This window comes from Luteibacter sp. E-22 (assembly GCF_049913125.1).
Classification (GTDB): domain Bacteria; phylum Pseudomonadota; class Gammaproteobacteria; order Xanthomonadales; family Rhodanobacteraceae; genus Luteibacter.
The window spans coordinates 4,237,125-4,257,598 of the sequence record NZ_CP183975.1; the positions used below are offsets into that span (position 1 = coordinate 4,237,125).

Genomic DNA, 20,474 nt, shown 5'->3' on the forward strand with positions numbered 1-20,474 from the left:
CGCGCGGCGCCTGGGCGCCGCGCGGGCAAGCAGGGCTCAGGCCAGACCGTAGCTTTTCAGCAACGCATCCGGGCGGGGCTCGCGGCCGCGGAAGGCCCTGAAGGAATCCAGCGCCGGCCGGGTCGCCCCTACCGCCAGCACTTCCTTGCGGAAACGCTCGCCCGTGGCGCGGTCGAGCACGCCCGCCTCCTCGAAGGCCTCGAAGGCATCCGCGGAAAGTACCTCCGCCCAGAGGTAGCTGTAATAACCGGCCGAATATCCCCCGGCGAAGATGTGCGTGAAGGCATGCGGGAAGCGCTGCCAGGCCGGCGGATGGAGCACGGCGACCTCACGGCGAACCTCTTCCAGTACATCGAGCGGGCGGGCGCCCAGGGACGGGTCGTATTCCAGGTGCAGGCGGAAGTCGAACAGGGCGAACTCCAGCTGGCGGACGAGGAACAGGCCCGCATGGAAGTGCCGCGCATCGAGCATGCGCTGGTAGAGGTCGTCCGGGAGAGGCTCCCCCGTTTCATAGTGCCTGGCGAACGAACGCAAGGCTTCCCGGTCCCAGGCGAAGTTCTCCATGAACTGGCTGGGCAGTTCCACGGCATCCCATTCCACGCCGTCGATGCCGCCGACGGACGGGATATCCACCTCGGTCAACATGTGATGCAGGCCGTGGCCGAATTCGTGGAACAGGGTCAGTACATCGTCGTGCGTAAGCAACGCGGGCGCACCGTCGGTGGGCGGCGGGAAATTGCAGGTGAGGAAGGCGATGGGCAACTGGAGCTGCTCGCCGTCGCGGAAACGCGAGGCGCACACGTCCATCCACGCGCCACCGCGCTTGCCCGAGCGGGCATACAGGTCGAGGTAGGCACCGGCGAAAATCGTGCCGTCGGCGTTCTTCAGGTCGTAGTACTTCACGTCCTTGTGCCAGGTGTCGACATCGTCACGGGGAGCGAAACGGACGCCATAGAGGCGCTCGACCACCATGAAAAGACCGTCGATGGCGGCCGAGGCGGGGAAATACGGCTTGATCTGTTCCTCGTCGATGGCATAGCGCTGCTGCCGCAGGCGCTCGGCGGCGAAGGCGACATCCCAGGGCTCGAGGTTGTCGATCTTCAGTTCCTCGGTGGCGAAGTGGCGCAGCTCGTCGAGTTCCTTGCGCGCCACCGGCTTCGCGCGAGCGGCGAGATCGCGCAGGAACGAGAGCACGCTGTCGGGAGAGGTCGCCATCTTCGTGGCCAGCGATTCCTCGGCCGCATTGGCGAAGCCCAGCAGCTGGGCTGCCTCGTGCCGCAGCGCGACGATCTTCTCGATGCGCGCCGAATTGTCGAACTTGCCCTTGTCAGGACCCTGGTCGGATGCGCGGGTCTGGTAGGCGTAGTAGACCGCCTCGCGCAAGTCGCGATTTTCCGCGTAGGTGAGCACGGCCTGCACGCTCGGCTGCTTGAGCGTGACCAGGAAGCCGTCGAGTTTTTCCTCGCGCGCATATTCGCGGAGAACGGCACGACCCGACGCGGGAATGCCGGCCAGGTCGCGCTCGTCGGTGATGTGCTTGTGCCAGGCTTCGCTGGCGTCGAGCACCGCGTTGGAGAATTCGGTCGTGAGCTTGGACAGTTCGACGCCGATTTCGCGGAAGCGGCTGCGCGCCGGCTCTTCCAGAGCCACGCCGGACAGGCGGAAATCGCGCAACGCATGCTCGACCGCGGCGCGGCCGGCGACGGGAAGGGCGGCGAAGTCGGGGCGATCGGCCACCGCTTGCACGGCGGCATAGAGATCGCGGTTCTGGCCCACCTCGATCCCGTGATCCGTGAGCTTTTCCTCGGCGGCGCCATGAACCTTGCGCAGCGCCTCGGAATCGGCCACCGAATGCAGGTGGCTCACCGGCGCCCAGGCGCGCGCCATGGTCTGGTCGAGGCGCTCCTGGGTGAGGATCACGTGCTCGAAGTCACGGACGCCGCCGGGTGCCGCGATCCGCTCGATGGCGGAGCGCTGCTCGGCGATCAAGGTGTCGATGGCCGGTTCGACGTGCTCCGGCCGGATCGCCGAGAAAGCCGGCAAGCCGTTCGGATCGAGAAGAGGGTTGGTGCTGGTGTCCATCGGGTCTCCTTTCAGGCACCCAGCGTGGTGCCGTGGCCGGCCCAAATCAAGCGGCATCGCGACGCGGCGGCCCTGGGGCGGGCCGGCTACCGGCTCAAGCGAGGTAATCGTCCTTGAGACGGACGTAGTTGGCCGCCGAGTAGTACAACTGCTCGACCTGCGAATCGCTGAGCACGCGCACCATTCTTGCCGGATTTCCCAGCCACAGCTCGCGTTCGCCCACCACCTTGCCCGGGGGGATCAGCGCGCCGGCACCCACGAACCCGTTCTTCTTCACCACCGCGCCGTCCAGCACGGTGGCATGCATGCCGATCAGGCAGCCGTCCTCGATGGTGCAGGCGTGGATGACCGCGCCATGGCCAATGGTGACATCGGCGCCGATGATCGTCGGAAATCCACCGGGGCTGTAGGGCCCGTCGTGAGTCACGTGGATGATGGCGCCATCCTGGAGGTTGCTGCGGGCGCCGATGCGGATGTGATGCACATCGCCACGTGCGACGGCGCCCGGCCAGATCGACACGTCGTCGGCCAGTTCGACATCGCCGATCACCGTGGCGGCGGCATCGACGTAGACGCGGGCGCCAAGGCGCGGAAGGATGCCCTTGAAGGGCCGGATGGGGTTGTACATGAGGCCATTGTACTTACATGAACGACCCGCCCACGATGCGCCCATCGGCGTCGAGTTTCGGGAAGTAGCGGCTGTTGTTCTGACGCATTTCCCGGGTGGACATCATGTCGGGGGTAACCAGGAGGACGTCTGGATAGGCCGCGCGGAATTGCTCTGGCGTCGGTTTCGTCGCGATGAAGGCATCGAAGGCCTTCATGTCGGTGACGAAGCCGGCGACGGGCCGGGGCTGGGCGGCCGGTGCGGTCTGGCACGCGCTGAGGGCGGCACCGCCGAGAACGAGCAGGAAAAAGATGGGAACGAGGCGATTCATGCGGGGCTCCTTGCCGGGTGGAGCTGCGATTATCGCCGCACGGTCCGCCACGAAACATGAACCGGGTCCTGAATGGACGCCCTGCCCGGCGCCCGTCGCTGCCGGGGCTTAGCCGAAGCGGCCACCCACGATGCGGCCCTGCTCGTCGAGTAGGGCGAAGTATCGGCTGTTGTCCACCCGCCGCTCGTGGGTGGAGAAGCTGTTGGGCAGCTGCAGCTGAATGCAGCCATAGGCCGCGCGGAACTGCTCCGGCGTCGGCTTGGTCGCAATAAACCTTTCGAACGTTTGCGTACGCGTGATGCTGCAGTGCAGCGGGATACCTTGGGGGCCCTGGGCGCTCACAGCGATGGGGGCGGTCACCAACAGGGCGAGCACGAGGGAACGAAGGGGTTTTTTCATGATCAGGCTCCTTGCCTGTGAAAGGGGCGCGCCAATGCCGGCGCGCCGACGACTATCGCCGGGATTCCCCCTCCGGTGAATGAATTCGACTAGCCATTACGCCGACGCATCGCGTCGGCCTTCGCCTCATCTTCCGCGGTAACGACCTGCTGCTGCGCGTCGAGCTTCGCACCGAGAATGATCAGGGTGTAGTTCGTCGGATCGAAGTCGCGCAGCAGCGCGATCTCGCGGCGCGCTTCCTCCAGTTGGCGCCTGTTGATCTGCCGCTCGATTTCCTGTGAGGCGAACGGCAGGGTCTCGCGCAAGGCATCCAGCGCCGTCGCGTTCTGCGGGTCCAGCTGGATGACGCTGAGGTAATACTCGTAGGCGTTATTGCCTTGTGGCGCCACCAGCCGGCCCTCGCGCGTGGCCTGACGAGCGAGGCCGAGCAGGATATCGACGCCCGACGCACCGGCGTCGCCGGATTCGGTCTGCGCCGAGGATGAGCCATCGGCCGCCATTCCCGCGTCGACACGGTGCATGCGCAGCGTCGCGAACGCCGCGGCCCCGGCGAGGGCCACGACAACGGCGCCGGCCAGGATGACCACGCGGCGGGGAAGCGCGGCCAGGTTGAACTTGGACATGGGGAAATCCGGGAGAACGACCCGCAACCAGGCCGACCCCCTGTGGCCGACCCCAGCGGGCGTCACATCTTCCCGCCCGATTGTTGCAAATCCATGGCGGTCGATCCGCAAGAACTTCCGTGAAGCTCGCAGCCATACGCGGACGCATGGCATGACGCCCTCCATGTCGCTTCGGATATCGGGTCGTTTGGACGGCCAAATGTGAACCTTGTCATGTTCACCATCGCCATTGCGGGTTTACGTTGACCGGACTGATCGCCCTGGTTTGCGGCGTTTAGGGGGAAAGCCTTCAGCAGGGGAGTTCGGTGGGGAAACATCACTCACGCTAAGGGAGTCAACACGATGTTACGCAGGTATCACACCTGGCTCGCGCTCGCGAGCCTGACGACGGGCTGTGCCCTGTCGTTACCTTCGGCCGCAACGGATCTGCAGCAAGCGACCCGATCGTTGCAACCGCAAGCCACCGTACGTATCACGAAAACCGTCGAGAACACCTCGACCTTCGCCCTGCCGGGCACGGCCCCGAACCAGACGATCGCACGCTACGATGCCGGCGCGATGTCGGCGGGAGAGCCGGTCGGTGACATCACACTGGTACTGAAGCGGGACGACGACCGCGAGAAGGCTTTCCGCTCCTATCTGTCGAGCCTTAACAATCCTGCGTCACCGGACTTCCATCATTGGCTGACCGCCACGGAACTCGGCGAGCGTTTCGGGCCCTCGCTGCAAGACGTGAAGACCGTCGAGCAATGGCTGCATTCCCAGGGCCTGACGGTTTCCAACATCTCGCGCGACCGCATGCGCGTCACGTTCTCCGGACCGGCCGCCGCCGTGTCGAAAGCCTTCGGTACGCAGCTGCATCGCTACACCGTCGATGGTGAGCGGCACTTCGCCAACAGCTCCGCGACGAAGGTGCCCGCTTCGCTGGCCCCGGTGATAAAGGGCGTGTCGTTGCATAACTTCTTCCCGAAACCGCAGCACACCGCGGTGGCCCGCAGCACGTTCGATCGCAAACGCGGCAAGTGGAGCACGGCGAACGCGGCGAAGCCGTCATTCACCGTTCCGCCGGGCACGATCGATCCGAATACCACGTATGACATGGTGCCGGCCGATTTCAACCAGGTCTACAACGTGAAGCCGTTGTGGGAGCGGCGCGACACGGTGCGTGGTACAGGCCAGACCGTCGTCGTCCTGGAGCGCACGAACGTCGTGCCTGACGATGTCGCGCGGTTCCGCAACGCCTTCCTTCCTGCCGACGCCAAGGGCAGTTTCAGCATCCTCCATCCGCTTTCTGGTGGCGAGGCTTGTACCGATCCCGGCCTGAACGGCGATGAGGGCGAGGCCGCGCTCGACGCCGAGTGGGCTGGCGCCGCGGCACCGGACGCCGACATCGTGCTGGCGTCCTGCGCGGACAGCGGTTCCACGTTCGGTCCGTTCCAGGCGGCGGCACGCCTGCTCGATGGCGGTCCCGACGGCGGCCTGCCGCCTCCGGTGTGGAGCCTGAGCTACGGCGCCTGCGAATCGCAGGATCCGAGCGATGCGTTCGTCGCCGATGTCCTTTGGTCCTCGGCGGCCGCCGAGGGCGTGACGGTGTTTGTATCGTCCGGTGACGGCGGCTCGACGCAATGCGACCAGGGAGCGTTGTTCTGGTCCACGTCGGGTGCGGCAGTGAATGGACTGGCGTCCTCGCCTTCCGCCGTGGCCGTGGGTGGCACGGACTTCAACGATCGTGGCCAGCTGTCGACGTACTGGACGGACTCCAATCTGCCGTATTACCAGTCCGCGATCAGCTATATCCCGGAAATGACCTGGAACAACAGCTGCGCGAGCAGCCACCTGTACACCCTGCTCGGCTACAACGACGGCATCACGGCGTGTAACGACGATGTCGGCCGCGGACAGGACTTCCTCCAGGTCGGCGGCGGTGGCGGCGGTCCCAGCGGCCAGTTCACCCAGCCCCTGGCGCAGATCGGTATCAGCGGTTCGACCAACCACACCGCGCGCATGCTGCCCGACGTGTCGTTGTTCTCCGCCAACGGCATCTTCGGTCATGCCCTGGTGTTCTGCATGTCCGACGAGACGAACGGCGGCACGGCGTGCGACTTCAACAATCCGGACAGCGTGTTCGCCAACTCGGCAGGTGGCACCTCGTTCGCCGCGCCGGCGATGGCGGGTGTGCAGACGCTGATCAATCAGGCCAGCGGCGACCGCAGCGGTAACGTATTGCCGGCGTTCTACGGCGTGGCCGCGCGTCAGTTCGGTACGGTCGGTTCACCCAATACGAAGACGCTCACGGCGTGCAATGCGAGCAATGGCGTGACCATCAGCTCCGATTGCGTGTTCAACAACGTCACCGAGGGCGACATCGTCCAGCCGTGCGGCACGGGCTCGCTCAACTGCGATACCGGCAAGAAGCTCAACAACATCGTCGGTATCGTCGAGGGTGGCGATCCCACCACTAACTCACTCGTTCCGGCGTGGAAGACCAATGTCGGCTACAGCATGGCGACGGGCCTGGGGACGATCAACGCGTCCAACCTGGTCGATGCCGTGGTCAACTGGAGCGCACCGGCCAAGCGCGGATACGCAGCGTCGTCGGACTTCCTCTCGCTCAACAACTTGTTCACCAACGACGGCTACAGCGACTTCGCCTATGTCGATCCTTCCGAAGGCATGCTGCACTCGGTGGCGATGAAGGGCGCGGTCAGCCTGTACGACTACACGCAGGCGATCGATCCCAGCCTCACGGTCGTCACCGCGGGCGACCTCATCCCGGGGTTGAACGCGCTGTCACTGAAATCAGGCGAACTGGTGCTGCAAGGCAGTGATCGCCGGCTGAACATCTGGGTGTCGACCGGTACCGGCGGGTACTTCACGTTCGTGGTCAGCCACTCCGTGCCCGCTACCTATAAGCTGCTCGGCGTCGGCGTCCATGATGCCAGCGGCCGGCAGAAGCTCATCTGGTTCGACACGGCCACCTCTCAGATCATCTGGTGGGCGCTGGATCTCGATCCGGTCACGCAGAACGACATCATCGTCACGGGTACGTCCCGGCCTATCCCGGGCGTGCCCGGCGCGACGCCGACCATCGCCGATGCCAATGGCGACGGCTACACGGATTTCGTATGGACCAGTGCCGACAACACGGGGGTCACGCTGTGGATCGACAACCAGCAGGGCGCCTTTGTCACCCATGCGCTGCCCGCTCGTCCGGCGGGTGCCACGCTCTATGGCGTGGGCGACATCGACGGCAACGGAACGACCGACCTGGTCTGGACCGACACCGCGAACGCGCAGCTCAGCTGGTGGACGCTCGACGGGTTCCGCGTGATCGCCCAGCGCAACCGCGCGATCCCGGCAGGATACACGCTGGCGAGCATCGCCGATTTCGACGGCGATGGCATCGCGGACCTGCTCTGGCGCAACGCCAATAACCGCGTGCTCGATTGGCAGGGCACCGGTTCGGGCTTCACCTCGTTCAAGGTGGCTGACGCCTGGGGCACGCCCCTTGTCCTCGGCACACAGGCTAGCGTCCTGGCCAACCGCTTCCAGGGTGGGAGGCGCGTGAGCCCTGCACTGTAAGGATCTGAAGCGGGCCGGTCGCAACGACCGGCCCGCTCTTTCAGCAGCCTGGACCCACTCCGGATTCCGCTACCACCAAATGCACGGCATGTGGCTCCTACACCGGAAGAACGATTGCATCGGGGATTCGCATCCCGCCTAATGCAGCCACCATCCGGGAAAGGAATGCGCCATGATCCTGTTTCTCGCCTTGCTCATCGGTATCGTCGCCGGCTATCGCGCCATGCTCGCCCCTGCGGCCGTTGCCTTCGCTGCCCGCTTCGGCGACCTGCATCTGACCGGCACACCGCTCGCGTTCATGGGCTATGCCTGGACACCATGGATATTCGGCATCGCCGCCCTTGGGGAGCTGGTGGCCGACAAGCTGCCCACCACCCCCAGCCGCAAGATTCCCTTGCAGTTCGGCACCCGGGTCATCACGGGCGCGCTGAGCGGCGCTTGTATCGGTGCCACCGACGAGAGCCTCGTCGGTGGCCTGATCGCAGGCATCATCGGTGCGGTACTTGGTACCTACGGCGGTTCGGCGGCCCGCGCGTGGATGGCCGCCAAATTCCATAAGGATCTCCCCGGCGCGATCATCGAGGACATCGTGACAATCGCGCTGGCCCTCGTCGTGGTCTTCCTCGTCTGACCGGTCAGAACTGGGCGTTGAGGTTCACAAAGTACTGGCGTGGTGCCCCGGCCATCAGGGTCTGGTTGTAGCCCTGCGGGTCGGAGGCCACGTAGCCATTGGTGCCGGTCGAGGCGAAATAGTGCTTGTCGAACAGGTTGGTGACGTTCAAGCCGACGCTGAGGCCCTTGAACGCCGAGACGGCGCCGAAGTCGTACGCGATGCCCGCGTCCGCCACCCAGTAGGAAGGCACCGATGAGTCGTTGGTATAGGTGATGTAGCGGCGGCCGGTGTACTTGCCTTCCAGGTTGGCCCGCCAACCGGCCATCTCGTAGCTCAGCGAGGTGGAGAACATCGTCTTCGGCACGCCGACGACGTACTTGTCGGCGGTGGGTACCGTGCCGGCGTTCTGGTAGTCGTCCTGGTACTGCGACTTGTTGTAGGACAACGAGTTGAGCCAGGTGAATCCGCGCACCGGCTTCCAGATGAAGGCGAGGTCAGCACCGCGGCTCTTCACGTCGCCCACGTTGTTCAACGAGGACGCGCAGGTGACGACGGCCGGGCAGGGCGTGGTCACCAGCAGGCGATTTTCGAAGCGCGTGTAGAACAGGCCGAGCGACGCCTCGAAGGTTTCGCCGTGCGCGCGGTAGCCGACCTGCCAGGTCTGCGATTCCTCGGGCTTCAGGCGGCTCTTCGCCGCATCGAACGCCGTTTGCGAGGTGCTGAAGGGCGTGATGCCGAAGGCGGACAGGTTCTTCGCATAGGAACCGTAGATGTCCTGGTTCTCGTCCAGGCGATAGTCGACGCCCGCCTGCGGCAGGAAGCCCTTGCTCGCTTTCATCTCACCCTGGGCAAACGAGGTCGTCGGCACGAGGGACGTGGCGTCCGTGGTCACGCGCAGCGACTTCGCGCCGAAGTTCACGGTGAGCCGGTCGTCGAGCAAGTGGACGGTGTCTTCCGCGTAAGCCATGCGGGTCTTGGTTTCGTAGTGCTGCAGGAACGCGCGAAGGAACGGCTGCTGGTCGTTGTAGAAGGTATAGAGGGCGGTGTACTGGCCGTCCAGCGTGAAGAAGTTGCGTTCCTGGTTCGTATTGGCGTTCTCGCCCCACACGCCCAGCTCGATGTCGTGGTTGGCCAGGCTGAACTTCAGGGCGGAGGTGAGGCCGTAGCGGTCCAGGCCGTAGTCGGTGGTGCGCATGGAAAGCGGCACGGTGGGCGACGAAGCCTGGTAGGGCGTGGCCCACTGGCCTTCGCCGCGATCGGCGTGGTAATAGCCCGTGGCGTCGAGGGTGGCACCGCCGAGGTTGAACGAACCCGACAGGCCCGCCAGGCCATCGCGGCGAATGCCGCCGCCGGCGTAATACGTCGCGTCACCCTTGCCGTAATCGGCCGGCAGCGCGTTGAGCAGCGCGGGGTATTGGCCCTTGCCGTTCAGCGCGTTGGCGATGCCGACGGCGGTATTCCAGTCCGGCTGCAGGTAATCCCAGTCCCAGCCCAGCGCGCGCTGGCTGGTCAGGGACAGGTCCATGTAGTCGTATTCCTTGCGCTTGCTGCCGTCCGCGAACAGGCTTATGCGGTTGCCGTCGCCCCACTGGTACACGGCCTTGAGGTTGGCCTGGTTGGAATTCTGGTCGCCGAAACCCTTCCATTTGTCCGTGTCGGCATGCGCGAACGACACGTACATGGAGAAGCCGCCGTGATCGCCGCTGTCCGCGCGCACATAGGTGCGGCTGGTCGAGTCGGAACCCATGACCTGGTTGAAGCGCACGCCCGGCTTGGCGTCCGGATCGGCCGAGAAGAACTGCACGGTGCCGCCGAGATTGGTGTTGGAGGCCGTACCCAACGCGCCGGCGCCTTGCGCCAGCTCGACCGTGGCGAGATTTTCCGACGTGATGGCGCGGGTGACCTGGAGGCCATCGGTCACGCCGTAGCCCATCGTGCCGAGCGGGATGCCGTCGAGGGTGAAACCCAGGCGGGACTGGTCGAAGCCATGCAGGGTGATCTGGGTGGACCACTCGTAGGCGCCCCACGGGTCGGCCGATTGAAATTGCACGCCGGGCAGCTTGTCCAGCGCCTTCAGGGCGCTGCTGCCGGGGGTCTGCTGGCGCACGATCTCCTCGACGCCGATGCTCTGGATCTGTCGCGTTTCGCCCGGTGCGATCACCGAAATGGCGTCCAGTTGTTTCGGATTGTCACGGGCGTCCGTCGCGGCGGCCTTTTCGTCGTCACCCGCGGTGGCATGTGCGAGCCCGGCGTGCAGCGACAGGGCGAGCGCGGCGGCAAGGGCGGTACGACGAAAGGAAATGCGAACACGCGTCATCGGGGACGATCCATCGGAGGCAAGAGCCCGCGAGATTGTGGCCCGCGCATGTAACCCTGCTTACTCCGGTATGACGGATGTTTGACTGCCCCCCGAAGCGTGACCGAATTGGCAACCGTTACGACTGAAACATTTGGACGTCCATCCTTCCGGTGGGTACAGTCGCGGCTCCGTAATCGTTTCGTTGGGGCGCGCCAGCTGACGCGCTGAAACAAGCCGGTCATCCGGCCGGCGCAGGCTCCACCTGCATGGAGGATCCGATGCGTTACCGAATCCGCTTCCTTGGGCCCGCGCTGGCGCTGCTCGCGGGCTGCGCTTCCACGACCGCGCCGGTCGCCGTCGCGCCGCCGGTGGCACCCATCGCGGTGTCCTGCACGGAAGACGCGCTGAGCGAACAACCCTGTGTCGCCATGGCACGGCAGAAATGCAGCGCACCGACGGTGGACACCATTCAATTGGTCTTGGCGACGCCGGTCGCCATGGCGGATGGCGCCGGTACGAAACAGCGCTACGACTACCGCGCCACGTATCACTGCCCGGTCAGTGTGACGAGCGCGGATGCGCCTTGAGCGTGCGTAGCGGGACTCGCTGGACTCAGAAGCGCTGCCGCAACGCGTTGTAGACCGGATCGGTGTCGGGACGCGTGCCGTGCCAGCGCTCGAAGGCATCGGCCGCCTGCTCCACGAGCATGCCCAGGCCGTCGCGGAAGTAACGGGCGCCCGCGGCAATGGCCCAGCTCTTGAAGCTGGCCGCCGCGACACCGTAGCAAAGGTCGTAGCAGGTGGAATGGTCCTGCAGGATCGACATCGGCAGGTCGAACGAGCCGCCGGTGACGCCGATCGAGGTGGCGTTGACGACGAGGTCGAAGCATTCGCCATCCAGGCCGCCCCAATAACGCGTATGGCAGCGCGCGGGATCGCCGATCGCGTCGGCCAGCTGATCGGCGCGCTCCGGCGTGCGATTGACGATGGTCAGGGTCTGCACGCCGGCGTCGAGCAAGGCCCAGGCCACGGCCTTGGCCGCGCCACCGGCGCCCAGCAGGAGGGCATCGTGGCCACGCAGGTCGAGCGAGTGGCGCTCGGTGATGTCACGGACGAAGCCGCTACCGTCCGTGTTGTGGGCATGCAGCTTGCCGCCCACGAGGGCCGTGAGGGTGTTGGCGGCACCGACGCGCGCGGCCGCCTCGCTGTGCTCGCTGGCCAGGCCGAAGGCCGCTTCCTTGTGGGGAAGGGTCACGTTGGCGCCTAACCCGCCATCGGCGAAGAAACGGCGCACGGCGGCGTCGAAATCGCCAGGGGCGGCGTCGATGGTCTCGTAGCTCAGGCGGATACCGAGTTGCGCGGCAAAGGCCTTGTGGATCTCCGGGGACAGCGAATGCGCGATCGGGTGACCGAACACGGCGTAACGGTGCGCTTCAGCGCTCATGGATTCTCCTGGCACAGCGCCGGAACACCCTGCCCGGCGGAAGGATTCTAACAACGTGTCGTCCCCCGGTCGCGATCCCTGAGACGGCGGCGGCCCAGGCTCGCTCCATCGACAGTCCAACGCCTGGAGTAAGCCATGCACGACACGCTCTCGCCGCGCCGCCTGCGCGCCCTCATCGCCCTGGGCTGGCTGGCCGCTGGCGCCCTCTTGCTCCTGCTGACCCCGCTGTCGGGGCATAGCGAAACGCTGGGCTGGACCCCCGCCTTCTGGTTGCTGCTGGCCCCGGCGAGCGTTCTGGTGGCGATGAAGCCGAGCCTGCCGATGGCCCTGCTGATGGCTCTGTTTCGCCGCTGATGCCCTGGATCAGGCCTGGATGCCCAGGCGCTTGAGTTCGAGACGGCGCAGGAACTCCTGCATGATCCGCAGGTAGAGGTCCTCGCCGAGGTACGCGTCCTCGACACCCGCGTCGATCGACGGATTGTCGTTGACCTCGATCACCACCGGACGCTCGCCGACCTGCTTGAGGTCCACGCCGTAGAGGCCGTCGCCGATGGTCTGCGTGGCCTTGAGCGCCAGCTTCACGACCTCGGCGGGCGCGTCCCGCACGGGCACGGTGCGAAAGCCACCGGATTTCGCCGTGCCCTTGGCGCCGTGGTTGTAGATCTGCCAGTGGCCGCGCGACATGAAGTACTGGCATGCGTACAAGGGCTCGTGGTTGAGCACGCCGATGCGCCAGTCGAACTCCGTGTAGAGGTATTCCTGCGCGATCAGCAGCGCGCTATGCGAGAACAGTTCGCCGGCGGCCTTCTCCAGTGCCTCGCGGGTTTCCACCTTCACCACGCCGCGCGAGAACGAGCCGTCGGGGATCTTAAGCACGATGGGCAGGCCCAGGCGTTCGTGCAGGTCGCGCAGGCGCTTGGGGTCGTCGCGATAGAGGATCTCCGTGATCGGCGTGGCCAGCTTGCGCGAGACCATCATGTCGTTCAGGAAGATCTTGTTGGTGCAGCGAAGGATCGACGTGGGATCGTCCATCACCACCATGCCTTCCTTCTCCGCGCGATGGGCGAAGCGGTAGGTATGGTTGTCGCTGGCGGTGGTTTCGCGGATGAAGAGGCCGTCGTATTCGGCGAGCCGTTGGTAATCGTTCTTGCCGATCGGATCGACTTCCATGCCCAGGTGCTTGCCGGCCTCGACGAACTGCTTCAACGCCTTCTTGTTCGACGGCGGCATCTGTTCGTTCGGATCGACCAGCATGGCGATGTCGTAACGGAAGCGGCGACGCACGCGCGGCTTTCGCCAGAGCTTGCGCGAGAACTTCTCCAGTGCCAGGGCGAAGGAATCCTCCTGGGCGTCGTCCAGCGTATGCAGGCCCACCGCCTTGATCGCGGAGACCTGCCAGACCCGGTCACGCTCGAACTCGATGCGCATCAGCGGGCAAGGGAACATGTCGAACACCTGCCTCGCAAGATCCTGCAGGTCGCCGTAGGAAGTCTCGCCGAAGTAGACGAGTACGCCGAAGTCGGTGGTGTCACGCCCGCCCGCCGGCAGGAACTTGGCCAGCTTCTGGTTGAGGTCGTCGATATCCAGGCCGTAAAGCGAGCGGCGGCGCAGGTCGTTCACGGTGCGCACGGAAGGAATCACCTTGTGCCCGCGTGCCTCGGCCAGCAGCGACACGTAATAGCCGGTGCCCAGGTACTTGTAGTTGCGGCACAGGTTGATGACCTGGGTGCGCTCGTCGTCGCCACCCACCGGCTGACGGAGGTAATCCATGGCGGTGACGACATCGGCGGACGGGTAATACGAGCCCCAGTCCGAGGCTTTCTCCACGACGATGACGAGCCGGCTCATGAGACCTCGACAGACGGCAACTCCGTTCACTCGACCCCGCCCGGGGCCGATCGTTCGCCGGTGCCGCAGTGTGTGCCTGCGATGGTGCGACACACAAGCGGGACCGTCGACGAACGACCGGACGGATTCATGAAAAAGTCATTGATCCGTACCGACCCGAGGTCTACAGTGCCGCGCTTGCTTCGTCCCGCTCGGCCCGCGAGCCGTCCTTCACCCGCGCCGGAGTCCCCAAAGCGCATGCAGCCACCCCCGGTCACCGCCTCGGTACGCGTCCGTCGCGCCGAAGTGAGCGATCTCGACGACCTGGTCGCACTCGAGGAATCGAGCTTCGCTCAGGACCGCCTGAGTCGTGCCCAGTATCGCAAGCACCTCGACAGCGAAAGCGCGTTGGTGCTCGTCGCCAGCGCCAACCATCGCCGCTTCCTCGGCACGGCCGTGGTGTTCTTCCGCAAGGGCACGACCGTCGCACGGCTGTATTCCATCGCGACCACGCCGCAGGCCCAGGGCAAGGGCGTGGGCTCCGCATTGATTCACGCGTCGGAAAACGCGGCGCGCGGACACGGTTGCCGGTCGCTTCGCCTGGAAGTGCGCAAGGACAACGCCGTGGCCATCCGTCTCTACGAACGGCTGGGCTATGTGCGGATCGGTGAATACGCGAAGTACTACGCCGACGGCGCGGACGCCTTCCGCTTCGAAAAGCTGCTTTGAGCGGACCCGAGGCTATACTGGCCTCCGTTTCCGGGGAATCGCCCATGCGCCGACTCATCTTGCCGCTTGCCCTCGCCTCCACCGTCGCCGCACTGTCGGGCTGCGGCCAGAAGGGGCCGTTGTTCATGCCACCGCCGCCCGCCGCTTCGGCCACCGCCAAGCCGCAGACGGGCGCGCACCCGGCCGCCAGCTCGACGTCGCTCGCTCCGCCGCCGGCCAGCAGCACGCGCGCGCCGTTCAATCCAGTCATCCACCAGTAATCCGCGATGCCGTCCCGTTTCACCAAGATGCATGGAATCGGCAACGACTTCGTGATCGTCGACTGGCGTGAAGATGCGCCACGCACGCCCAACGCGGCGCGCGTGGCCACGTTGGCCGACCGGCACACGGGCATCGGTTTCGACCAGCTGATCAGCATCGAGCCCGCACGCGATCCTTCCTGCGCCTATTACTACGGCATCTGGAACGCCGACGGCACGCCTTCCGGGCAGTGCGGCAACGGCGTCCGCTGCGTGGCCGCGTGGCTGTACCGCGACGGCGCCATCGAGCGCGACGCGGACGTTCGCCTGGAGAGTCCCTCCGGTCCGGTCACGGTACGCGTGATCGACGAGGGCAGGGTGGTGGTCGACATGGGCGAGCCGGACTTCACCCCATCCGCCATTCCGCTCGACCGGCCCGCCCATGCCATCCATACACTGGTGATCGATGGCGAAGACGTGAGCTTCGGCGCGGTCTCCATGGGCAATCCGCACGCCGTGGTGTTCGTGGACGATGTGAACGACCCGCGCGTGGACACGCTCGGGCCGCTGCTCACCAGCCATCCGGCCTTCCCGCAAGGTGCGAACGTGGGTTTCGCCCAGCGCCTGGGCCCGGACCGTATCCGCCTGCGCGTGCACGAACGCGGCAGCGGCTGGACCCGCGCCTGCGGCACGGGAGCCTGCGCCGCCGCCGCCGTGGCGCAATCCCTGGGCCTTGCCGCGCCCATCGTCGGCGTGGAACTGCCCGGCGGCACGCTGACCATCGAGTGGCACGGCCCGGGCCACACCTTGTGGATGACCGGCCCCGCCGCCTTCGTCTTCGAAGGCGAGGTGTGACGTTCGCGCGCGAACGGGGCACACTGCGACACATGCAGCACTTCGAGGAAGAAACGACATGACCGACACCGCGATCGACGGCGATATCAAGCCAGCCACCGTGGCGTCCTACCTGCGACGGCATCCGGACTTCCTCGTCGGCTATCCCGAACTCGCCAACGAACTGGTGTTGCCCAGCGCGAACGGTCCCGCCGCTTCGCTCGCCGTGCACCAGTTGCGCGGCTTGCGCGAGAAGAACGGCGAGCTGGAAACACGGCTCAAGGAGTTGACGGCGGTCGCCGCCGACAACGAAAAGCTGATGCGTCGCGTGCACAGCCTGATGCTCGCGCTGCTGGGTGCCAGCGACGTCGAGGACACCGTGAGGCACGTGGTGCGCCGGCTGACCGAGGATTTCCAGTCCGAGCGGGTGCGCCTGGTCTTCTTCGGCGACCTCGCGGGGCTTCCCGATGAGCCCTGGCTGCTACGCGAGCCACACGGTGCCTCGGGGCTACCCGAGTTCGCCTCGTTCCTGGAACACGGCGATCCCGTCGCCGGCCGCCTGGCGCCCGACAAGCTGCACCGCCTGTTCGGCGATACCGCACCCGACGTCCGTTCCGCCGCGCTCATGCGGATCGGCAAGGATGCCTTGCTCGCCATCGGCAGCGCCGATCCCGACCGGTTCCACCCCGGCATGGGCACGCTGTTCCTCGACATGATCTCGACCACCGTCGGCTCGGCCATCGAACGGGCCCGGAAGGCGGCGTGAACCCGCACGAGGCCGTCGAGGCCTTCCTGCGCCATTTCGCCGCCGAGCGCGCACCCTCGGCGCATACCCTGTCGGCATACCGGCGCGACCTGGGCAAGTTGCTCGAGTTCATGGATGCCGAAGGCCTTGCCAGCTTCGACCACCTCGGGCCGGACCGCATGCGCTCGATGATCGCGCGCTTGCATCGACCCCTGCGCGGCAAGGACGGACGCGAGACGAAGGGCCTGGAGCCGAACAGCATCCAGCGACTGCTCTCCGCCTGCCGCAGCCTGTTCCGCTACCTCAGCCGGGAAGGCAGGCTCGACCACGATCCGGCCGCCGGCGTGCGCGGGCCGAAGGTGCGCCGCAAGCTGCCCCAGGTGCTCGATGCGGACGAGGCGAAGGAACTGGTCGAAACCAACCTCGGCGGAACCCTGGCGCCGCGCGACACGGCGATGTTGGAACTGTTCTATTCCAGCGGCCTCCGTCTGTCGGAGTTGTGCGGCCTGCACTGGGGCGACCTCGACCTCGACGACGGCCAGGTGCGCGTGCTCGGCAAGGGCAACAAGACACGTATCCTCCCGGTGGGGAGATACGCGGTCGCCGCGCTGAGGGCCCTGGCCGCCCTCGGCGGAGCCGGTCCGGAGCAGCCGGTGTTCAAGGGTCGCGGCGGGGCGCCCATCGGCTCCCGCGCCATTCAACTTCGCCTGGCCAAGCTGTCCAGCGGCCAGGCCAAGCGCGTGCATCCGCACATGCTGCGGCACACCTTCGCCAGCCACATGCTGGAATCCTCCGGCGACCTTCGCTCGGTCCAGGAATTGCTCGGCCACGCCGACATCGCCACCACCCAGATCTATACCCACCTGGATTTCCAGCACCTGGCGAAGGTGTACGACGCGGCTCATCCACGGGCGAAGCGGAAGGGCTGAAGGTCCCCGTGGCCGGTGCCCCCGGCCCGCCCGTACTTGCGACACCCCCGGCCGGCCCCCACCTCAGGCGTCTCCCCCAAGGAACGCACTATGGAACCGATGCATGCCACGACCATCGTCTGCGTCCGCCGCGACGGCAAGGTCGTCATCGGCAGTGACGGACAGGTCACCCTCGGCAATACCGTCATGAAGGCCAACGCGCGCAAGGTGCGCCGCCTCGGCAAGGGCGATGTCCTGGCCGGGTTCGCAGGCGCCACGGCCGACGCTTTCACCTTGTTCGAATTGTTCGAGGAGAAGCTGGTCAAGCACGGCGGCAACCTCACCCGCTCGGCGGTGGAGATGGCCAAGGAGTGGCGCACCGATCGCCGCCTGGGCCGCCTCGAAGCCATGCTGGCGGTCGCCGACAAGGAGGCATCGCTGCTGATCTCCGGCAATGGCGACGTGCTGGAGCCGGAGCACGGGCTTATCGCCATCGGCTCGGGTGGACCCTACGCCCAGTCCGCCGCGTTGGCCCTGATGGAGAATACCGAGCTGGATGCGCGCATGATCGTGGAAAAAGCGCTCAAGATCGCCGGTGATATCTGCATCTATACCAATCATAACTATTCGATCGAAGAGCTCTGATCCGATGTCCGAACTGACTCCCCGCGAGATCGTCAACGAACTGGACCGCTATATCGTCGGCCAGCACGACGCCAAGCGCGCCGTGGCCATCGCCTTGCGTAACCGCTGGCGACGCATGCAGCTCGAACCGGGCATGCGCGACGAGGTCACGCCGAAGAACATCCTCATGATCGGCCCGACCGGCGTCGGCAAGACCGAAATCGCCCGTCGCCTCGCCACCCTCGCCAACGCGCCCTTCGTGAAGGTCGAGGCGACGAAGTTCACCGAAGTGGGGTATGTCGGCAAGGATGTGGAGTCGATCATCCGTGATCTGGCGGATATCTCGTACAAGCTGGTGCGCGATCACGCGAAGACCCGCGTACGTAGCCAGGCCGAGGATGCGGCCGAAGATCGCCTGCTCGACGTCCTGCTGCCGCGGCGGCAAGCCACCGGTTGGGACGACACCGGCAGCAACGTTACGGCGATCGACAGCGATACGCGTCAGAAACTGCGCAAGCAGTTGCGCGAGGGCGCGCTCGATGACCGCGAGATCGAGCTGGATTTCGCCATGAATGTCGGCGTGGAAATCATGACGCCGCCGGGCATGGAGGAAATGAGCCAGCAGCTGGGCAAGATGTTCCAGAACCTCGGCGGGCAGAAGTCGCAGAAGCGCAAGATGAGCATCCGCCAGGCACGTCCGCTCCTGGTCGAGGAAGAGGCCGGCAAGCTGCTCAACGACGATGAACTGCGCAGCCGCGCGGTGGACAGCGCCGAGCAGAACGGCATCGTCTTCATCGACGAGATCGACAAGGTCGCCCAGCGTTCGGAGTGGGGCGGCGCCGGTGTCAGCCGCGAAGGCGTGCAGCGCGACCTGCTGCCGCTGGTCGAGGGCTCCACCGTCTCGACCAAGTATGGCTCGATCAAGACCGACCACATCCTGTTCATTGCCTCCGGTGCGTTCTCGCTGGCCAAGCCGTCGGACCTGATCCCGGAATTGCAGGGCCGCCTGCCCATTCGGGTGGAACTGAGCGCGCTCTCGATCGACGACTTCAAGCGCATCCTGCGCGAGCCGAACAACGCCCTGACCAAGCAATATGTTGCACTGCTCAATACCGAGGGCGTGACCCTCGACTTCACCGAGACGGGCATCGACCGCTTGGCCGACGTGGCCTTCCAGGTCAACGAACGGACCGAAAACATCGGGGCCCGCCGCCTGCACACGGTCATGGAGCGCCTGCTGGAGAAGATCTCCTTCGAAGCGGCGGATAAGTCCGGCGAAAAATACGTGATCGACGCCGATTATGTCGATAAAAACCTGGCTTCCCTGGTCCAGGACGAGGATTTGAGCCGTTACATCCTCTGAACATCGGGGGCTTCCCCCTCTGCTAAACTATTGACGTATATGGGCAAGGTTATTCATCTCAAAACCAACGGCCAGCGAGCGAACCTGCGCGAAGCGCAGGACAACCAGCAGCTGGTACGTCTATGGCGCGACGAACTCGAACACGGCAGCTTCTGCGGATACGTGGGTGGTGTCGGCCGCGAGTTCTTCCTGCTCTGGGTCGTCGGCGACGGCGTCAGCTATGACGGCATGTACATCATGCGGCACCGCGACATCTCCGAATTCGAGGCGCCGGACAAGCACGCCGGCTTTCTCGAGAAGGCGCTCGCGATGAAGGGCATCCGCCCGACACCGCCGGCGGACTTCCCCCTCGACGACATCGCCCAGGTCGTACAGGCCGCGGCGGCGCATGCGCCGGTCATCGGCGTGCACGTCGACAGCGAGGACGAATCCGAAGTCTGCTACATCGGCCGCGTGGTCAGCGTGGAAGACGAAGGCTTCAACATGCAGGAGATCACCCCTGACGCGGAGTGGCTGCGCGAGCCCTCGTTCTTCTCCTGGGACGAAGTCTCCACGGTGAGCATGGAAGACGCCTACGCGACCGCCCTCCTGGCGGTTGCCGGCGACCCGCCGCCGCTGGAACAGGGCACGGGCGACGGTTTCGGCCGCGCGCCCTGAAAGTGTGGATGAAAGCGTGGGAGCCGCTTCAGCGGCGATTGGGTGCTCGCGACCATGTCGGTTGTCCTTCGTAGGCAGGCATCGCCGACAAGTCGGCTCCCACGCCAAAGCCGGTTCTCCCGCAAGAAGCTTTAAGCTCGGCTCCTTTGTTCCATCCAAGGCCATCGGCCCATGCCCCACCCGCGCCCCCTCGACATCGTCCTGCACTCGGCCTCGCGCATCCTCGAGGTGGCTTTCGATAACGGCGAACGCTTCCGTCTTCCCTGTGAATACCTGCGGGTGAACTCGCCCAGTGCCGAGGTGCAGGGCCATGGGCCCGGCCAGAAGATCCTGGTATCCGGCAAGCGCAACGTGGGCATCACCGCGCTCGAACCCACCGGCCACTACGGCGTGTTGATCCGTTTCGACGACGGCCACGCCACGGGCATCTTCGGCTGGGACACGCTCTACGACCTCGGCCGGGCCTACGACACGGCATGGCCTGCCTACCTCGCCGAACTCGACGCCAAGGGCCTGTCCCGGTAAGGGAAAGCATGCGCATGAAAGCAACATGCGCGTGCAAGGCGTAT

At 65.7% G+C, this 20,474-nt stretch carries 21 protein-coding genes; 13 read left to right on the forward strand and 8 right to left on the reverse strand.

What is annotated here, in order from left to right:
- Positions 1 to 36: 36 nt before the first annotated feature.
- The 5 genes from ACN9M2_RS18770 to ACN9M2_RS18790 all read right to left on the reverse strand — a co-directional run bounded on the left by ACN9M2_RS18770 (position 37) and on the right by ACN9M2_RS18790 (position 4,042).
- On the reverse strand, positions 37 to 2,082 hold the full coding sequence (locus ACN9M2_RS18770; protein ID WP_426286123.1) for a M3 family metallopeptidase: 2,046 nt from the start codon (positions 2,080 to 2,082) through the stop codon (positions 37 to 39).
- A 94-nt stretch (positions 2,083 to 2,176) separates the two neighbouring features.
- On the reverse strand, positions 2,177 to 2,710 hold the full coding sequence (locus tag ACN9M2_RS18775; protein ID WP_426286124.1) for a gamma carbonic anhydrase family protein: 534 nt from the start codon (positions 2,708 to 2,710) through the stop codon (positions 2,177 to 2,179).
- A gap of 13 nt (positions 2,711 to 2,723) precedes the next feature.
- The gene (locus ACN9M2_RS18780) at positions 2,724 to 3,020 is read right to left on the reverse strand and encodes a hypothetical protein (protein WP_426286125.1); all 297 of its coding nucleotides are present in this window, start codon (positions 3,018 to 3,020) and stop codon (positions 2,724 to 2,726) included.
- Positions 3,021 to 3,128: 108 nt separating this feature from the next.
- The gene (locus ACN9M2_RS18785) at positions 3,129 to 3,419 is read right to left on the reverse strand and encodes a hypothetical protein (RefSeq protein ID WP_426286126.1); all 291 of its coding nucleotides are present in this window, start codon (positions 3,417 to 3,419) and stop codon (positions 3,129 to 3,131) included.
- A gap of 89 nt (positions 3,420 to 3,508) precedes the next feature.
- A complete protein-coding gene (locus ACN9M2_RS18790) occupies positions 3,509 to 4,042 on the reverse strand; it encodes an energy transducer TonB (RefSeq protein WP_426286127.1) in 534 nt (177 codons plus the stop codon).
- Positions 4,043 to 4,489: 447 nt separating this feature from the next.
- Between ACN9M2_RS18790 and ACN9M2_RS18795 the strand changes: the two genes are divergently transcribed.
- Together ACN9M2_RS18795 and ACN9M2_RS18800 are read left to right on the forward strand one after the other, a co-directional pair.
- Positions 4,490 to 7,624: a protease pro-enzyme activation domain-containing protein gene (locus ACN9M2_RS18795; RefSeq protein WP_426286128.1), complete on the forward strand. Its 3,135-nt coding sequence runs from the start codon at positions 4,490 to 4,492 to the stop codon at positions 7,622 to 7,624.
- 172 nt (positions 7,625 to 7,796) lie between these two features.
- A complete protein-coding gene (locus ACN9M2_RS18800) occupies positions 7,797 to 8,255 on the forward strand; it encodes a DUF4126 family protein (RefSeq protein WP_426286129.1) in 459 nt (152 codons plus the stop codon).
- A gap of 4 nt (positions 8,256 to 8,259) precedes the next feature.
- Here the strand turns inward: ACN9M2_RS18800 and ACN9M2_RS18805 are convergent, their stop codons facing one another.
- On the reverse strand, positions 8,260 to 10,554 hold the full coding sequence (locus ACN9M2_RS18805; RefSeq protein ID WP_426286130.1) for a TonB-dependent receptor: 2,295 nt from the start codon (positions 10,552 to 10,554) through the stop codon (positions 8,260 to 8,262).
- 260 nt (positions 10,555 to 10,814) lie between these two features.
- Between ACN9M2_RS18805 and ACN9M2_RS18810 the strand changes: the two genes are divergently transcribed.
- Positions 10,815 to 11,123, forward strand: a complete 309-nt coding sequence (locus ACN9M2_RS18810) for a hypothetical protein (protein WP_426286131.1) — start codon at positions 10,815 to 10,817, stop codon at positions 11,121 to 11,123.
- Positions 11,124 to 11,148: 25 nt separating this feature from the next.
- Here the strand turns inward: ACN9M2_RS18810 and aroE are convergent, their stop codons facing one another.
- Positions 11,149 to 11,979 carry a shikimate dehydrogenase gene (aroE, locus tag ACN9M2_RS18815; RefSeq protein ID WP_426286132.1) on the reverse strand — a complete coding sequence of 277 codons (831 nt, stop codon included), beginning with the start codon at positions 11,977 to 11,979 and terminating at the stop codon, positions 11,149 to 11,151.
- Between the two features lie 135 nt (positions 11,980 to 12,114).
- Between aroE and ACN9M2_RS18820 the strand changes: the two genes are divergently transcribed.
- Complete coding sequence (locus ACN9M2_RS18820; protein ID WP_306848609.1) at positions 12,115 to 12,333, forward strand: hypothetical protein; 219 nt, start codon at positions 12,115 to 12,117, stop codon at positions 12,331 to 12,333.
- Between the two features lie 9 nt (positions 12,334 to 12,342).
- On the opposite strand, the gene ACN9M2_RS18825 is transcribed toward ACN9M2_RS18820, so the two are convergent.
- On the reverse strand, positions 12,343 to 13,827 hold the full coding sequence (locus tag ACN9M2_RS18825) for a RimK family protein (protein WP_426286133.1): 1,485 nt from the start codon (positions 13,825 to 13,827) through the stop codon (positions 12,343 to 12,345).
- 237 nt (positions 13,828 to 14,064) lie between these two features.
- On the opposite strand from ACN9M2_RS18825, the gene ACN9M2_RS18830 reads away from it, so the two are divergent.
- The 9 genes from ACN9M2_RS18830 (at position 14,065) to ACN9M2_RS18870 (ending at position 20,430) form a co-directional block, all read left to right on the forward strand.
- On the forward strand, positions 14,065 to 14,535 hold the full coding sequence (locus tag ACN9M2_RS18830; protein WP_426286134.1) for a GNAT family N-acetyltransferase: 471 nt from the start codon (positions 14,065 to 14,067) through the stop codon (positions 14,533 to 14,535).
- Positions 14,536 to 14,579: 44 nt separating this feature from the next.
- Positions 14,580 to 14,795 carry an LPS translocon maturation chaperone LptM gene (gene lptM, locus ACN9M2_RS18835; RefSeq protein ID WP_426286135.1) on the forward strand — a complete coding sequence of 72 codons (216 nt, stop codon included), beginning with the start codon at positions 14,580 to 14,582 and terminating at the stop codon, positions 14,793 to 14,795.
- Between the two features lie 6 nt (positions 14,796 to 14,801).
- Positions 14,802 to 15,629 (forward strand): diaminopimelate epimerase, encoded by an 828-nt coding sequence (gene dapF, locus ACN9M2_RS18840; protein WP_426286136.1) that lies wholly within the window; start codon positions 14,802 to 14,804, stop codon positions 15,627 to 15,629.
- 58 nt (positions 15,630 to 15,687) lie between these two features.
- A complete protein-coding gene (locus tag ACN9M2_RS18845; RefSeq protein WP_426286137.1) occupies positions 15,688 to 16,374 on the forward strand; it encodes a DUF484 family protein in 687 nt (228 codons plus the stop codon).
- Positions 16,371 to 17,282 (forward strand): tyrosine recombinase XerC, encoded by a 912-nt coding sequence (locus tag ACN9M2_RS18850; RefSeq protein ID WP_426286138.1) that lies wholly within the window; start codon positions 16,371 to 16,373, stop codon positions 17,280 to 17,282. Before ACN9M2_RS18845 ends, ACN9M2_RS18850 begins: the two co-directional genes overlap by 4 nt.
- 90 nt (positions 17,283 to 17,372) lie before the next feature.
- A complete protein-coding gene (gene hslV / locus ACN9M2_RS18855) occupies positions 17,373 to 17,906 on the forward strand; it encodes an ATP-dependent protease subunit HslV (protein WP_426286139.1) in 534 nt (177 codons plus the stop codon).
- Between the two features lie 4 nt (positions 17,907 to 17,910).
- A complete protein-coding gene (gene hslU, locus ACN9M2_RS18860; RefSeq protein ID WP_426286140.1) occupies positions 17,911 to 19,248 on the forward strand; it encodes an ATP-dependent protease ATPase subunit HslU in 1,338 nt (445 codons plus the stop codon).
- 39 nt (positions 19,249 to 19,287) lie between these two features.
- Positions 19,288 to 19,905 carry a hypothetical protein gene (locus ACN9M2_RS18865; protein WP_371024389.1) on the forward strand — a complete coding sequence of 206 codons (618 nt, stop codon included), beginning with the start codon at positions 19,288 to 19,290 and terminating at the stop codon, positions 19,903 to 19,905.
- 171 nt (positions 19,906 to 20,076) lie between these two features.
- A complete protein-coding gene (locus ACN9M2_RS18870) occupies positions 20,077 to 20,430 on the forward strand; it encodes a gamma-butyrobetaine hydroxylase-like domain-containing protein (RefSeq protein ID WP_426286141.1) in 354 nt (117 codons plus the stop codon).
- The last annotated feature ends 44 nt before the right edge of the window (positions 20,431 to 20,474 follow it).

What these genes read in the sequence shown, in the direction of transcription:
- ACN9M2_RS18770 (WP_426286123.1), bottom strand. Translation starts at nt 2,082, where the DNA reads ATGGACACCAGCACCAACCCTCTTCTCGATCCGAACGGCTTGCCGGCT.
- ACN9M2_RS18775 (WP_426286124.1), bottom strand. Translation starts at nt 2,710, where the DNA reads ATGTACAACCCCATCCGGCCCTTCAAGGGCATCCTTCCGCGCCTTGGC.
- ACN9M2_RS18780 (WP_426286125.1), bottom strand. Translation starts at nt 3,020, where the DNA reads ATGAATCGCCTCGTTCCCATCTTTTTCCTGCTCGTTCTCGGCGGTGCC.
- ACN9M2_RS18785 (WP_426286126.1), bottom strand. Translation starts at nt 3,419, where the DNA reads ATGAAAAAACCCCTTCGTTCCCTCGTGCTCGCCCTGTTGGTGACCGCC.
- ACN9M2_RS18790 (WP_426286127.1), bottom strand. Translation starts at nt 4,042, where the DNA reads ATGTCCAAGTTCAACCTGGCCGCGCTTCCCCGCCGCGTGGTCATCCTG.
- ACN9M2_RS18800 (WP_426286129.1), top strand. Translation starts at nt 7,797, where the DNA reads ATGATCCTGTTTCTCGCCTTGCTCATCGGTATCGTCGCCGGCTATCGC.
- ACN9M2_RS18805 (WP_426286130.1), bottom strand. Translation starts at nt 10,554, where the DNA reads ATGACGCGTGTTCGCATTTCCTTTCGTCGTACCGCCCTTGCCGCCGCG.
- ACN9M2_RS18810 (WP_426286131.1), top strand. Translation starts at nt 10,815, where the DNA reads ATGCGTTACCGAATCCGCTTCCTTGGGCCCGCGCTGGCGCTGCTCGCG.
- aroE (WP_426286132.1), bottom strand. Translation starts at nt 11,979, where the DNA reads ATGAGCGCTGAAGCGCACCGTTACGCCGTGTTCGGTCACCCGATCGCG.
- ACN9M2_RS18820 (WP_306848609.1), top strand. Translation starts at nt 12,115, where the DNA reads ATGCACGACACGCTCTCGCCGCGCCGCCTGCGCGCCCTCATCGCCCTG.
- ACN9M2_RS18825 (WP_426286133.1), bottom strand. Translation starts at nt 13,827, where the DNA reads ATGAGCCGGCTCGTCATCGTCGTGGAGAAAGCCTCGGACTGGGGCTCG.
- ACN9M2_RS18830 (WP_426286134.1), top strand. Translation starts at nt 14,065, where the DNA reads ATGCAGCCACCCCCGGTCACCGCCTCGGTACGCGTCCGTCGCGCCGAA.
- lptM (WP_426286135.1), top strand. Translation starts at nt 14,580, where the DNA reads ATGCGCCGACTCATCTTGCCGCTTGCCCTCGCCTCCACCGTCGCCGCA.
- dapF (WP_426286136.1), top strand. Translation starts at nt 14,802, where the DNA reads ATGCCGTCCCGTTTCACCAAGATGCATGGAATCGGCAACGACTTCGTG.
- ACN9M2_RS18845 (WP_426286137.1), top strand. Translation starts at nt 15,688, where the DNA reads ATGACCGACACCGCGATCGACGGCGATATCAAGCCAGCCACCGTGGCG.
- hslV (WP_426286139.1), top strand. Translation starts at nt 17,373, where the DNA reads ATGGAACCGATGCATGCCACGACCATCGTCTGCGTCCGCCGCGACGGC.
- hslU (WP_426286140.1), top strand. Translation starts at nt 17,911, where the DNA reads ATGTCCGAACTGACTCCCCGCGAGATCGTCAACGAACTGGACCGCTAT.
- ACN9M2_RS18865 (WP_371024389.1), top strand. Translation starts at nt 19,288, where the DNA reads ATGGGCAAGGTTATTCATCTCAAAACCAACGGCCAGCGAGCGAACCTG.
- ACN9M2_RS18870 (WP_426286141.1), top strand. Translation starts at nt 20,077, where the DNA reads ATGCCCCACCCGCGCCCCCTCGACATCGTCCTGCACTCGGCCTCGCGC.